This window comes from Microlunatus sp. Gsoil 973, assembly GCF_009707365.1.
Taxonomy (GTDB): domain Bacteria; phylum Actinomycetota; class Actinomycetes; order Propionibacteriales; family Propionibacteriaceae; genus Microlunatus.
Genome location: NZ_CP046122.1, coordinates 4011090 through 4024102 on the forward strand (window position 1 = coordinate 4011090; position 13013 = coordinate 4024102).

Below are 13013 nucleotides of genomic sequence, written 5' to 3' on the forward strand. Positions count from 1 at the left end.
TGGGGACGCGGTTCACCGTAAACGGGTGACATCCCCGACGCCTCCTCCGGGCCACGGTTAGAGGGGCGGGATGGCTTCATCGCGCCGACCAGTATCGGGACGGAGTGGCGATGGTAGGAGGACCGGACGTGACGTCCGACGATTTGAGCCTGGATCCGAACTCGTTGAGTCCGAAGGCGGTCCGGTTGGTCCGGATCAGTTTCGGGCTCACCGGCATCGTCGCGGTGATCCTGGGCATCCTGTTGTTGGTGGTGCCGGGTCGGACATTGCATTTCGCCGCCATCCTGCTCGGCATCCATTTCCTGATCGCCGGTGTGATGCGCATCGGCTTGGGCGCCTTCGGGCAGTTGCCCGGCTCGCAGAACCGGGTGCTTGGCATCCTGTTCGGTGCCCTGATGTTGATCGCCGGGATCATCATCCTGCGCGACACCACCGCCGCTGTCGGCACGTTGTTGATCATCATCGTGCTGTTCACCGGCATCGGTTGGATCATGGACGGGATCATGGCGATCGTCGAGTCCGGCCGTGCCCAGTCCAGGGTCTGGGCGGTGTTGTACGGCGTGGTGACGACCCTGGCCGGGGTCATCGTGCTCGCGGTGCCGGGGTGGACCGCGCGCTGGTTGATCATCTTCGCAGCGATCGGCCTGATCGTGATCGGAATCAGCTCGGTGATCCGCGCCTTCAACTTCGGCCGGGTCAGCCGGGCGGCAGGATCCTGACCGGTCGCCCGAACTGTCGGACGGGGCGAACATGACAACGGTATTCATCCGCGTGGATACGGACATCTCCGAGGACCTGGTCGGCGCCTTTCCGCAGCTGACCGTTCGGCATCAGCCCGCGTCGACCACCTTGTCGGGCACGATCCTCGACCAGCAGCAACTGCAGGGTGTGCTCGGCCTGCTGGATCTGCTGAGGGTTCCGATCACCGAGGTCATCGCCGTGCCCGATGCACTCGTCGACGAATGAGGCCGGATGGTCGACTCCTCTGAGACCTCGCCGCCCGGCCCGTCCTCCGGCCGGTCGGGCAGTACCCCGGACCCGCAACCCGGGCAGTCCCGCCCGGGTCGGCACGGCTGGAGCGTCGGCGTTGCCGTCGCGGCGCTGCTGGTCGCCGGAATCATCGGTGGGGTGATCGGTGCCCTGATCACCGGGTTCACTTCGCTGGGCGCCGGCCGGTCCGGCAGTTGCCGGGTCGCCGATGTCGCAGCGAGGGTGCTGCCGGCGGTGGTGACCATCTCGGTCCAGGGTCAGGCCGGCAGCGGGTCGGGCAGCGGGGTGATCATCGATGCCAACGGCACCGTCGTCACCAATGATCACGTCATCTCGGCGGGCGCCAACGGCGGCCGGATCTCGGTGATCCTGGACGACGGCACGGAGAAGTCGGCACGTCTGGTCGGACGCGACCCGACCACGGATCTCGCAGTGCTGCGGATCGACGGCGGCGCCAGGTTGCCGACCGTGTCGTGGGGTGATTCCGGTTCGCTGGTCGCCGGCCAACCGGTGGTGGCCGCCGGCGCGCCACTCGGGCTCTCGGGAACCCTCACCAGCGGCGTGATCAGCGCCCTCGGCCGGGATGTACCGGTGCCCACTGACGACGGCAGCACCATTCTGGTCGGCTCGATCCAGACCGACGCGTCGATCAATCCCGGCAACTCCGGCGGCGCGCTGGTGACCTGCTCCGGTGAACTGGTCGGCATCAACACCGCGATCGCCACCGTGCCGGATGCGAACGGGACCGGCGGCGGAGGCAGCGTGGGCATCGGCTTCGCCGTGCCGTCCAGTGTCGCCGAACCGATCACCCAGGACTTGATCGACCACGGCCGGGCCAGCCACCCGACCTTCGGCATGGGCACCCACCCGGTCTCCCGCTCCGATGCGTCGGGCCGGGAGGAGGTCGGGCTCGCCGTGACCTCGGTCGACTCGGGCGGCCCCGCCGATGAGGCCGGGATCAGGGTCGGCGACATCGTCATCGGTGTCGAGGGTGTCGACCAGGTCCACGCCGACACCCTGGCCCACCTCGCCGCAACGTCGGCAGTGGGCGCCAGGGTGCAGTTGACCCTGCTCCGTGACGAGAAGCAGCAACAGGTCACGGTACGGCTGGCGGCATCCTGACGGCCGACGTCCCGCGGAACACCCTTAAGACGGGAGAGACCCCGCAGACGCGAGCCCTCTGAGACGCAAGCCCCCTGAGACGCAAGCCCCCTGAGACGCAAGCCCCCTGAGATGCGAAAGACCCCGGACCGTAAGATCCGGGGTCTTCGGCAAGGACGGCTGAGCCGGGGAACAGATCAGATCAGAGGTACTCCTCGATCGCACTCTTGAGCACCGATTTGGACTTGGCGCCCTTGAACGCCTTGACCAACTCCCCGCCGACGTACACCTGGATCGTCGGCAGGCCGAGTACGTGATTGTTCGCCGGGGTCACCGGATTGGTGTTGGTGTCCATCTTGACGAAGGTCACCTTGTCCCCGTACGTCTGCGCCAGCTCCTCGATGATCGGGCTGACCTGCTTGCACGGGCCGCACCAGTCAGCCCAGTAGTCGACCATCACCGGCTTGTCCGATTTGAGCACCCGCTCCTCGAAATCGGCATCGGTGACATCGGTGACTGCGCCCATAACTGCTCCTTGATTGATCCTGGAATTGTGATCGGCGGTCGGGTTCGTACCCGTCGCCGGACGATGATCGCTAGCCGGTGATCGACCGAACAGGCTCGACGGTCGCATCTCCCATGGTCGGGGAGTGGGCTGACATTCGACCGACCACCGCGGGTTCGGCCACGGCTGCGGCGTCGGCGAGATCGGCGAGATAATGCTCGGCGTCCAACGCGGCCGCACAGCCACTGCCGGCGGCAGTGACGGCCTGCCGATAGGTGTGGTCGACGAGGTCGCCACAGGCGAAGACGCCGGGCAGGTTGGTCCGGGTGCTGCGACCCTCGGCGATCACGTAGCCCTCGTCGTCCAGGTCGACCTGACCCTTGACCAGTTCTGATCGCGGATCGTGACCGATGGCCACGAAGAGTCCGGAGATCTCCAGATCACGCTCGGCTCCGGTCTGCGTGTCGCGCAGGGTGATCGACCGGACGGAATCGTCGCCGTTGATCGCCACCACCTCGGAGTTCCAGGCGAAGCTGATCTTGGGATCGTTCTTGGCGCGGTCCGCCATGATCTTGCTGGCCCGCAGCTCGTCGCGGCGGTGCACGATGGTCACCGACCTGCCGAACCGGGTCAGGAAGGTGGCCTCCTCCATGGCCGAGTCGCCGCCGCCGACCACCGCGATGTCCTTGTCCCGGAAGAAGAATCCGTCGCAGGTGGCACACCAGGAGACGCCGTGACCGCTCAGCCGGTCCTCGTCGGGCAGACCCAGCTTGCGGTACGCCGATCCCATCGCGAGGATGACGGTCTTGGCGCGGTACTCGGTGCCCTCGCTGTCGGTGACCGTCTTGATGTCGCCGGTCAGGTCCATTGCGACGATGTCGTCCGGCACGAGTTCGGCACCGAACTTCTCGGCCTGGTCGCGGATCTGGCTCATCAACTGCGGGCCCATCACGGCGTCCGGGAAGCCCGGGAAGTTCTCCACCTCGGTGGTGTTGATCAGTGCGCCGCCTGCGGTGATCGAACCCTCGAACACCAGCGGTCGCAACTCCGCGCGCGCTGCGTAGATGGCTGCCGTGTACCCGGCAGGGCCACTTCCGACGATGATGACGTCGCGAATCTCGCTGCCCATCGAACTCCTTCACACACCGTGACTTCCGGCCCATCGTCCCGGGTCGGTCGCTCAGGCTCGCCTACCGGGAATCTTCGCTGCCAAGTCCTTGGCGCGAACCTCCGGACGAGCCGGGCTCGGGCTCACCCTACCTTCCGCGGGACCGAGCCTGTACGTGCTGCAACCGGCTCCCCGGCGCCGGTATTCCAGCGGCGGAGACCCCGACAAGGACCCATCGTCGACCCGTCCCGACCTGTCCCCGCTGGTAGGTGCCGCGCAGGCCCGACGCCTCCCAGGACGTACGTCGATGAGGCTGTCGGCGGTCGAAATCCTGACCATTTGGCATACCGCAGGTGACAATACGTATGGTGGACCGATCCGTGACCCCGGTTTCCGTGCCGGTGGCGAGCAGGGGAGAGCACAGTGTCCGAGACGACCGTCATCACCTTCGGGACCTTCGACGTCCTGCACGTCGGGCATGTCCGCGTGCTCAACCGCGCAGCCGAACTCGGCGACCGGCTGGTGGTCGGCGTGTCGTCGGACGCGTTGAACCACTCCAAGAAGGGCAGGATGCCGGTCTTCAGCCAGGACGAGCGGATCGAACTGGTGTCCAACCTGAAGGCGGTCGACCAGGTGTTCGTCGAGGAGAGCCTGGAACTCAAGCGCGACTACATCAGCCAGTACCACGCCGACATCCTGGTGATGGGCGATGACTGGGCGGGCAAGTTCGACTTCTGCTCCGACCTGGCCAAGGTCGTCTACCTGCCCCGCACCCCATCGATCTCGACCACGGCGCTGATCGAGCACATCGCCACCAACCACTCCTGACCAACCGCTCCTGACCAACCGCTCCTGACCAACCGCTCCTGACCAACCGCTCCTGACCAACCGCTCCGGACCGGTCACTCCGGAAGCTGCCGGACTACTTCTCCGGCAGCACGACGGTCGGGCCGGCGGTCGGGTTGTCCGTGTCACAGCCGTGGATGAAGACCGCGCGGTGCTCGGAGTCGGCGGTCAGGAAGACCAGATAGCCCGGCCGGCCGTCCAACACCGTCGAGCGGATGCCGGTGATCGTGCCGTCGGTGACCTTCCGGGCACACCGCCAGGCCTTGCTGAAGCGGTAGGCGTCCAGATCGTCCGCCGCCGCGGAGGCGGCCGAGGAAGCCAGCGAACGCGGGTTGGCGGCTACGATCGGCCGGTCCGTCGGCGGCTCGTCGGTTCCGGTCGAGGCACTCAACACGTATCCGCCGAAGCCGGCGGTCGAGGCCAATAGCGCCGCCGCCACGGCGCCACCGGCGAACTTCGCCCGCAGGCCGCGCCGCGGCGGTGTTGTCTCGGTGAAGTGTTCGGCGATGTTCGGCTTGGGGAAGCGCCCGCCACCCTTGATGCTGGGATGGCCGGAGGGATCGACGTACGGCGGCCGCCCGGTGCCCACCACCGGGGCGGACGGACCGAACCGATCACCGGTCGACTGCCGGGCCTTGGCGGACTCCCTAAGCCGTTGTTCTGCGGCGATGGTCTGCTGCAGACCGGCGAATACCTCCTCGGGCATCGACGGCGTCGGCGCCGAGCCCAGCGCGTCGTGCACTTGCGCCAGCGCCGCTGCCTCAGAACGACAGTGCTCGCATCCGGCCAAGTGCGCCGCAACTTCGGCGTGCCGATCCGGGGGGGAGCAGGCCCTCGGCATCGTCGGCGAGTTCGTCGATGTCGACGTGCGCCCCGGCGTCCGGTCGCCGACCCGCGTCCGTGCTCACCGCACCACCTCCCACCGGCTCGTCCCCGACCGGTCGGCGGTGATCGGGCGGTGATATCCCCATCGCCTCATTCGATCAGACCCCGGAGTCTCAGGCTGTCAAGGGTCTTGCGTGCGCCCTTGTCGAGTTCGGCGTCCGACGAGTGGCTGAGCAACCAGGCGAAGAAGGTCGAGTGACCGCTCCGCAACAGCGCTGACGGCACGTAGTAGGTCTTGTCGTCGCCGGTCAGCCGGACCTTGTACGACGGTCCGCTCGCCGTCAGGTATTCCCGAACCGACGCCACCTTCGGACCGTCCAGCAGATAGGTGTTCCAGAACCGGCGGACCCGTAGCCGCTCGCCGTCGAGCTCGATCAGCGCCCGGGTTCTTGCCCACACCACCACCATGAACGTCATCCACAGGGCGACGACGCCGGCGATGGCGCCGAGCCATCCGGTGGTCCGGCTCCTGGCCAGCACGATGACGCAGATGATCAGCCCGATCGACGCGAAACCGACCGGGGTCCGCCAGTTGTACGACAGCTCCAGCGGCCGTGCCATTATCCGCTCCCCTCCTTGCCGGTCGCTGCCGATCCCTTGACGGCCCTTCCGTTACCTGTTGGACGTGATGTCGGATCGGCCGGTTCCCGATCTTCGGGATCTCTCAGATGTTTCAACAACGGCACCAGCCGGGCTCGGCCTCGGGCACATCGGCTCTTCACGGTGCCGACCGCGCAGCCCAGCATCCGGGCCGCCTCCTCGACCGAGTAGCCCTCCATGTCGACCAGTACGAGTGCGGCGCGCTGGTCGGGATTCAGCTGCTGGAGGGCCGAGGCGATGTCGGCGCGTTCCTCGTTGGCGACGACCGGGTCGACGGAGCCGGCCTCGGCGGCCAGTTCCTCGGCCCGGTCCGAATCCACGGGCAGCGGTTCGGTGGCCCTGACCTTGTTCCGTCGAAGCCGGTCGAGGCAGGCGTTGACCACCACCCGGTGCAGCCAGGTGGTGACCTGGGCCTCGCCGCGAAAGCTGGCCGCCCGTCGGAACGCCGAGATGTACGCGTCCTGCAGGGCGTCGGCGGCGTCCTCCGGATTGCGCATGGTGCGCAGGGCAACTGCCCACAGTCGATCCCGGTGCCGGGCGACCAGGACCGAGAAGGCCAGTGGGTTTCCCGCGACATGGGCCGACAGGAGATCGGCGTCGGACAGCTCGGTGAGCGGACCGGCTACCCGGTCGAGTTCGCCGGGCGTCCGCGGCGTCGGATGATCGCTGCCCGGCGCCGATCGCGAGGAGCCGCCGGTGCGGCTGCGGTCGGATCGGCGCTCACCCGAGGAGGTGCCCGGCGGCGGACTGCCCGCTGCGGGCAACCCGGCCGCGGAGGGCGGGGGTGGCGTCACGACAGAACCTCAGCCTCATAGATACCGCCGCGGTAGTTGGCTCCCTCCTTCGGCAGTGAGGTGAGGAAGACCAGTACGTAGCGGGTTCGGACCTGCTCATCGGGTTGCAGGGTAGCGGAGCCGCCGGCACCCTTCTGCTGGGCAACCGTACGCCAGCCCTTCAGACTGTCCATATCGGCTTGGGCGACGGTTGCCGCATCCGGTTTCGGCACCCGCAGTTGGAGATCGGTCCCGACGCCGGTCAGTTGCACCCGGACCTGACCGACGGTCTTGGCCGAGCCCAGGTCGAACACGATGCCTACCCCCTTCTTCAGCCGCCCGAACTTCGGGTCGCCGTAGTAGGTCAGGGTGTGCCAGTAGGTCGACCGGTTGCCGTCGTAGGCGTACTTGACCAGCTCGGGGTTCTCTTCACCATTGCCGCCCTGGGGTGGATTGTCCTGTGCCGGATCGAAGTCGTGGGCGTCCACGATGCTCAGCGGCTTGCTGCTCACCGGTGAACGACTCGGCCTGGGTTCGCGTTGGGCGGCGTTGTTGTCATTGTTTCCGCTGTTCGGCAACAGCGGCACGGCCGGTCCGATGCCCTTGGCCGTGAGCACCGTGAGCACCAGGGCGGCCAGCAGCAGGACGATGACCAGTGCCCAGATCCAGAAGCGCGGCCCGGAGGGCGGTTTCTCCTCGACCTCGGCCCACGGCCGGTCCGGACCCTGCGGCGCCGTGACCGATTCGGCGGTGTTGGTACCGGCCGCGATGCTGGCGTTGCGCTCGATGACGGCGTACGGCTCCGCCTCCGGCGTCGGCGGGGCGTACACCGCGGCGGCGTCGGGATCGTCCAGGGTGCTCGGTTGCGGGTGGCGCAACCGGCGTTCCAGATCTCCGGTCGCGTCGGCCGTACCCAGGATCCGGTCCAGCTCGCCGACCAGCGCCGACGCGGTCGTGATCCGAGGGGCCCGCTGCCGGGGCACCGGGCTGAGCAGTTGGTCGCAGATCCGGTCGAGTGCCGGGGAGACACCGTGGCGTACCTGCCGCGGCGTGAGCCACGGATGGCCGCTCTCCGCCGCGGACCCGTTCGCCGTCGGAGCGGCCGGCAGATCCTCGACCCCCTCGCCCGGCCAGCGGGCCACCAGGCAGGCGTAGAGCAGGCGCCCGAGATCGGTGACATCTCCTGCCTCCAGGGCGTCGGCCCCGGGATCGGTGTCGGGATACTCCTCGGGTCGCAGTGCCGCCTCGATCAACAGACCGACGATCTTCACATTGCCTGCGGGCGTGATGATCACCATGTCGGGCACCAGCCTGCGGTGGAACAAGCCGCGGGCATGGGCACCGGACAGGGCGTCGGCCACTTCACGGACCACCCAGGCCGATTCCAGACCGGTCAGCGGTGCGGCAGCCAGCACCGACTGCAGCGACTGACCCTCGGCGTACTCGGAAACGATGTAGCTGCCGATCGTCCGGCCGTCGGCAGCGCGTCCGCCGTCCTCGACCGCGTCGAGCACCCGCAGGAAGCGGGAGTCGGTGGCGCCGGCCGCCCGCCGCCCGGCGGTGAGCAATGCCGTGCTCCGCGGATCACCCGGCTCCAGCAGGTGGATCACCACCGACCTGCTGAGCACCTGATCGAATGCGCGCCAGATCATCGCGCTGCGGCGGTCCTGATCGTCCCCGGTCCAGGCGAGCAGCTCCTCCAGCCGGTAGCGATCCGCCAGGACGGTGCCGGCCGGCAGGTGATCGCGGTCGCGCGGGCGCCTGGCCGGGTGGGGACCCGGGACCGGACCGGAGGATGGGGAATCGGCCGGTGAATGGTTGCGGAGTTCGTCGAGGCTGAACGGTGCAGTCTGCTCGCCCGGGGACTCGTCGGTGCGCTCAGATGTCACTCCGGCTGTCTGTTCCGACTGACCGCCCGCCATACGCTGTTGCCCCGCTGGGTTTTCGATCCGCTGACCAATCCGGGTGACGACCGACGCCTCCTCGACGAAACTGCTCGGCACCGCCGCATCGGCGATCCGGGGTGCCGGTCCGGTCGTTCCAGTCCCGATGGTGCCAGACTCTGAGGTCTCATTCATGTCGAAACCGCCGGATGGTGACGAATCGATATCGAAGGAGTCGTTTCGGGTGTCCGTCGGGGTGGCGCGACCGCCCCGACGGCCCCGCCGGAGCACGGTGGCAAGGATCTGGTTGATCTCGCTGATCCGCAGCAGCCGGGCCAGGCCGAGATAGATGCCGATCGCGGCCAGCGCGGCTGCCGCCAGGGCCAGCAGCAGTGCCGGGAGCGACGTCGACCAGAGCCCGATCGCCCAGACGATCAGGTACGCCGCCAGCCCGGCCGGCAGAACGGCCAGCAGCACCAACAGGCAGTGCCGGGCGATCTCGGCACCGCTCAACCCCGGCAGTCGGCGGCCGAGCCGCCGGAACGACACGCCGAGGCCGACGATATAGGCGATCGCGTACGCCAGGGCAAGACCCGGAGCCACCCAGTCCGGCCGATGGAAGGGCAGCACCAGGGCCAGGGCTGCCGCGACGTTCACCGAGGCGATCAGGATCTGCACGAAGAAGGTGGTGCGAGTGTCCTCAAGGGCGTAGAAGGCCCGCAGGCAGATGTACTGCAGGGTGAACGGCACCAGCCCGATGGCGAAGGCCATCAGCGTCCAGGCGATGAAGTGCCAGCCCGTCGCGCCCTTGCCGTAGCCGAACAGCAGCCGGGCGATCGGGAAGGCCAGAGCCAGGAAGGCGACCGCCGCCGGGATCAGGGCGGTCACCGCCAGCCGCATCGTGCGTACGGTCTCCTCGCGAGCACCGGCGAGATCGCCGGAGACCACCAGCCGCGAGGTGGACGGCAGCATCGCCGTGGTCAGCGACACGGTGATCATCGAGTGCGGCAGCATGAAGATCAGATTCGCGTACTGGTAGACCGTCCAGCCGGCGCCGTGCCCACCGGCCGGTGCGCCGTTGGCCAGCCGGGCAACGACGACCAGCGCCAACTGGGTGACGATCATGTAGCCGACGGTCCACTTGGCGACCTGTCCGGCACGGCCGAGACCGCTGTGCCGGAAGTCGAATCGCGGTCGGAACCGGAAACCGACGCTGCGCATGAAGGGCACCAGCATCAGTGCCTGGGCGACGATCCCCAGGGTCGCTCCCAGGCCGAGGACCATGATCTGGGCCAGGGTGAACGGTGCACCCGTGTCCCGACCGGGATGGTGCCAGATGATCATGAACAACACGATCGATGCGATACCGACCAGGTTGTTGGCGATCGGCGACCACATCATCGGCCCGAACCTGCCGCGGGCGTTCAGCACCTGGCCGAGCATCACATTGACGCCATAGAAGAAGATCTGTGGCAGACAGAGGTAACTCAACAGGATGATCGAGTTGAACTGCCCGCTGAGCTCCGGCGCTCGCCACCGTCCGTTCAGGTAGACGTCGCCCATGATCACCGGCGCCAGGACGGTTGCGGCGATCGCGATCAGGCCGATCGCCGACAGGCCGAGAGTGAGCAGCCTGTTGGTGTACGCCTCCCCGCCATCGTCGTGTTCCTTCATCGCCCGCACGATCTGCGGTACGAAGACGGTGTTCAGGACGCCGCCGGCCACCAGGACATAGATCGCCTGCGGGATGGCACTGGAGATGGTGAACATCTCGGCCTGTCGGGATGCCGAGCCGAGGGCGGCGACGACCAGGGTGGCCTTGACGAAGCCGAGCAGCCGGGAGAAGAGCGTTCCCGCGGCCATCACCACAGTCGCCGAGACCAGCCGGTGCCCGGCCGACTCCGCCGCCCTGGCACTGACCTGGGTTCCGGCCGTCTGCGGGGTATCGGATACCGGTTCAGCCACGCGGTCCGCCGTCCCTGCTCAAGTCGCTGCTGACATCACTCGTCACGCCAATGGTGCCGTCGCTGGTCACGTCACCGGTCAGATCCGATCGAGGTCGGATGACCGTTTCTTCCTGGTCTTCTGCTTCCTGGTCCGTTGTTTCGTGGGGTTCGGGGTCGTCCTCGGAATCGGAGGACCCGTCTCCGCGTTCCCGGGCGACCTGCCGGATCCGCAGCACGACCGTACCCAGCAGCACGATCCCGGACGCGATGGCGATGATCCAGCCGATCCTGCCGGCCTGGGTTGCGTTCAGCCTGATGTCGCGTTCCTGTCCGATCGGATCGCCCTTCGTGGTGGCCAGTTGCAGGGTCACGGTCAGCGTGCCGTTGGCGTCCACCCGGGTCGGCACCTGGGCCGGCACCTTGGCGCCGGCGCCGATCGTGCCGAGTTTGGCCGCCGGAATGTTCTCCAACCGCAGGCGCGACCGGTTCGGCGATTCCGCCAGGAGTTGCACAGTGATCGGTACGTCGAGGTCATTGATGATCGTCACCGGAACCACCGCGGAGGAGCCGGTCAGTGTCACCTGTGGATTGCTCTCCACCCGGACCACCGTGCCGTTGACCAGCTCGCTGAGTGGCAGCGATCTGCCGTTCACGTCGCGCAACAGCAACTGCTGGGCGTGGATGAATGCCGTCATCGCCCGGCGGTGCCCGCGCCAGGCCTGGCTGGCCGCTCGGGCGACCGCCTGATCGCTCAAATCGCTGATGCCGGCCGTGTCAGAAACCAGATTCTGGTAGAGGGTCAGCCGGCGGTCCAGGTCGGCCATCCGGTCCAGCTGTCTTCGGTTCGGTTCCAGTCTGGTCGCGGCCGGCGGGTAGCCGAGCTGGCCACGGAAGACCTGCGGTGTGTTGCCGAGCAAGCCGTACGCGCTGCGGCCGGTCAGCCACGGCGCGGACAGCGCGGCGCTCTCTCCACCTGCCTGGTCGGCCTCGCTGACCACCCGCAACCGGCCGAGGCTGCTGCTCGGTACGCCGCTGATCGAGTCGAGGAAGCTGTCGGCGAGCGAGGCCTGACGGACCTGCACCTCGGTGTCGCGGGGCTCAGGGCCCGGTCCGTCAGCCGCTTCGGTGTCATAACTGAGCACAAGAGGTGCACCGGGCACCCGGACCAGGGGACCAAGGCCCTTCACCGCGGTGTCGGCCAGCAGCACCGCCCGGGCGTGCAGCCGGCCGGCGGCGTTCAGGATGACCCGGTCGGCGACGCCGTCGGCGGGGGTGACCAGGAGCGGCAGGTCCTTGGTCTCGGTGACCTTGGCCGCTGCGCGTTGGGCGCGGTCGACGAGGTCGAGCCGGCCGGAATGCGCCAGCGCGGCCAGGTCCGCATTGGCGTAGAGCAACTGGAAGCCGTCGTGGCCGGCCTGCATCGACCGGAACCGGGACAGCCAGGTGGCGGCGTCCGCACTGCCCTTGCCGCTGCTGGTCCGGCCGTCCGCGTCGACCACCTTGTAGCCGGCGCGCATGGCACGCAACTCGACGATCAGGTTCGGATCGACGGCGTAGCTGGCGTCGTCCGCGCCCGCCGCCGTCAACAGGGCGTCGAGGCGACCACCGGGGGCGATCTGCCCGGCGAGGCTGTCATCAGTGAAGATCCCGCTCCGGGCCATCGTCGGGGTGCTGGTCAGCTCGACGAGGGTCGTACTGCCGATGCTCGACTGGTCGGGCAGCAGGCCGTCGGCATCAGTGTCGCCGACCGTGACCGGGATCAGGGTCCGCGCCCGGCCAACGGTCCTGACGCCCGCCTCGCGTACCTGGATGCCGGCCAGGTAGACGCCGGTCGACGGGCTCGACGGATCGAAGAAGTCTGCGGCCTTGGCCGTGACGCGGAATGTCTTGGACCGGCCGGGGAGCAGGTTCGGCTGCTGAGCGGTGTAGAGGTCCTGGTAGGCGTCCGGGGTGTCGGCCCGGTACATCCGGTCACCCTCTGGGTCGGTCGGAGCGGATCGGTTGGCCTGCTCCAACTGGGCGCGGGTGGTCAGTGGCTCGAGGCTGCGCCAGATGGTCGCCTGGAGTCTCAACAGCGGCCGGTCGCTGACATTGGTGACCCGCCCCTCGAAGACGATCGTCGAATCCGGCCGGACGATCGATGGGCTCAGCCGGGTCAGCTCGATGCTGACGTCCGCCACGTCGTCGGCCGCGGCCGGTGGTGCCGATCCCAACAGCACGGGCAGGGTGAACAGAAGCCCGGTGAGCAGTGCTGCGACGGTTCGGATCTGGCCGGCGCGCCGCCCGGCCGTCGTGGGGGTCGACCGGAACCCGCGGACGACACCGCGTCCGGATCCCGACCAACACCCCGCTCGCACTCGGTGATTGTAATCGGCG

At 68.2% G+C, this 13013-nt stretch carries 12 protein-coding genes; 4 read left to right on the forward strand and 8 right to left on the reverse strand.

The window, feature by feature from the left end; translation table 11 throughout:
• The first annotated feature begins 128 nt into the window (after positions 1-128).
• The 3 genes from GJV80_RS18875 to GJV80_RS18885 are packed head-to-tail and all read left to right on the forward strand — an operon-like array spanning position 129 to position 2112.
• Positions 129-719: an HdeD family acid-resistance protein gene (locus GJV80_RS18875; RefSeq protein WP_195909014.1), complete on the forward strand. Its 591-nt coding sequence runs from the start codon at positions 129-131 to the stop codon at positions 717-719.
• 31 nt (positions 720-750) lie between these two features.
• Positions 751-966 (forward strand): hypothetical protein, encoded by a 216-nt coding sequence (locus GJV80_RS18880; protein ID WP_154689220.1) that lies wholly within the window; start codon positions 751-753, stop codon positions 964-966.
• 6 nt (positions 967-972) lie between these two features.
• Positions 973-2112 (forward strand): S1C family serine protease, encoded by a 1140-nt coding sequence (locus GJV80_RS18885; RefSeq protein ID WP_154689221.1) that lies wholly within the window; start codon positions 973-975, stop codon positions 2110-2112.
• 181 nt (positions 2113-2293) lie between these two features.
• Here the strand turns inward: GJV80_RS18885 and trxA are convergent, their stop codons facing one another.
• Positions 2294-2617, reverse strand: a complete 324-nt coding sequence (gene trxA / locus GJV80_RS18890) for a thioredoxin (RefSeq protein WP_154689222.1) — start codon at positions 2615-2617, stop codon at positions 2294-2296.
• A 70-nt stretch (positions 2618-2687) separates the two neighbouring features.
• Entirely contained in the window at positions 2688-3725 is a 1038-nt protein-coding gene (gene trxB / locus GJV80_RS18895) for a thioredoxin-disulfide reductase (RefSeq protein ID WP_154689223.1), read from the reverse strand.
• Between the two features lie 402 nt (positions 3726-4127).
• On the opposite strand from trxB, the gene GJV80_RS18900 reads away from it, so the two are divergent.
• Positions 4128-4532: an adenylyltransferase/cytidyltransferase family protein gene (locus GJV80_RS18900; RefSeq protein WP_154689224.1), complete on the forward strand. Its 405-nt coding sequence runs from the start codon at positions 4128-4130 to the stop codon at positions 4530-4532.
• A 94-nt stretch (positions 4533-4626) separates the two neighbouring features.
• On the opposite strand, the gene GJV80_RS18905 is transcribed toward GJV80_RS18900, so the two are convergent.
• The 6 genes from GJV80_RS18905 to GJV80_RS18930 all read right to left on the reverse strand — a co-directional run bounded on the left by GJV80_RS18905 (position 4627) and on the right by GJV80_RS18930 (position 12994).
• The gene (locus GJV80_RS18905; RefSeq protein WP_154689225.1) at positions 4627-5292 is read right to left on the reverse strand and encodes a hypothetical protein; all 666 of its coding nucleotides are present in this window, start codon (positions 5290-5292) and stop codon (positions 4627-4629) included.
• A 19-nt stretch (positions 5293-5311) separates the two neighbouring features.
• Positions 5312-5458, reverse strand: a complete 147-nt coding sequence (locus GJV80_RS18910) for a hypothetical protein (RefSeq protein WP_154689226.1) — start codon at positions 5456-5458, stop codon at positions 5312-5314.
• Positions 5459-5525: 67 nt separating this feature from the next.
• The gene (locus tag GJV80_RS18915; RefSeq protein WP_154689227.1) at positions 5526-5996 is read right to left on the reverse strand and encodes a hypothetical protein; all 471 of its coding nucleotides are present in this window, start codon (positions 5994-5996) and stop codon (positions 5526-5528) included.
• Positions 5996-6640 (reverse strand): RNA polymerase sigma factor SigM, encoded by a 645-nt coding sequence (sigM, locus tag GJV80_RS18920; protein WP_154690376.1) that lies wholly within the window; start codon positions 6638-6640, stop codon positions 5996-5998. Before sigM ends, GJV80_RS18915 begins: the two co-directional genes overlap by 1 nt.
• Positions 6641-6825: 185 nt before the next feature.
• Complete coding sequence (murJ, locus tag GJV80_RS18925) at positions 6826-10656, reverse strand: murein biosynthesis integral membrane protein MurJ (RefSeq protein WP_154689228.1); 3831 nt, start codon at positions 10654-10656, stop codon at positions 6826-6828.
• Positions 10649-12994 carry a DUF6049 family protein gene (locus tag GJV80_RS18930; RefSeq protein ID WP_154689229.1) on the reverse strand — a complete coding sequence of 782 codons (2346 nt, stop codon included), beginning with the start codon at positions 12992-12994 and terminating at the stop codon, positions 10649-10651. The genes murJ and GJV80_RS18930 overlap by 8 nt, the downstream gene beginning before the upstream one ends.
• Positions 12995-13013: the final 19 nt, after the last annotated feature.

Excerpts from the sequence above, each read along its gene's own strand:
- GJV80_RS18915 (WP_154689227.1), bottom strand. The coding sequence starts at position 5,996 with ATGGCACGGCCGCTGGAGCTGTCGTACAACTGGCGGACCCCGGTCGGT.
- trxA (WP_154689222.1), bottom strand. The coding sequence starts at position 2,617 with ATGGGCGCAGTCACCGATGTCACCGATGCCGATTTCGAGGAGCGGGTG.
- GJV80_RS18880 (WP_154689220.1), top strand. The coding sequence starts at position 751 with ATGACAACGGTATTCATCCGCGTGGATACGGACATCTCCGAGGACCTG.
- trxB (WP_154689223.1), bottom strand. The coding sequence starts at position 3,725 with ATGGGCAGCGAGATTCGCGACGTCATCATCGTCGGAAGTGGCCCTGCC.
- GJV80_RS18885 (WP_154689221.1), top strand. The coding sequence starts at position 973 with ATGGTCGACTCCTCTGAGACCTCGCCGCCCGGCCCGTCCTCCGGCCGG.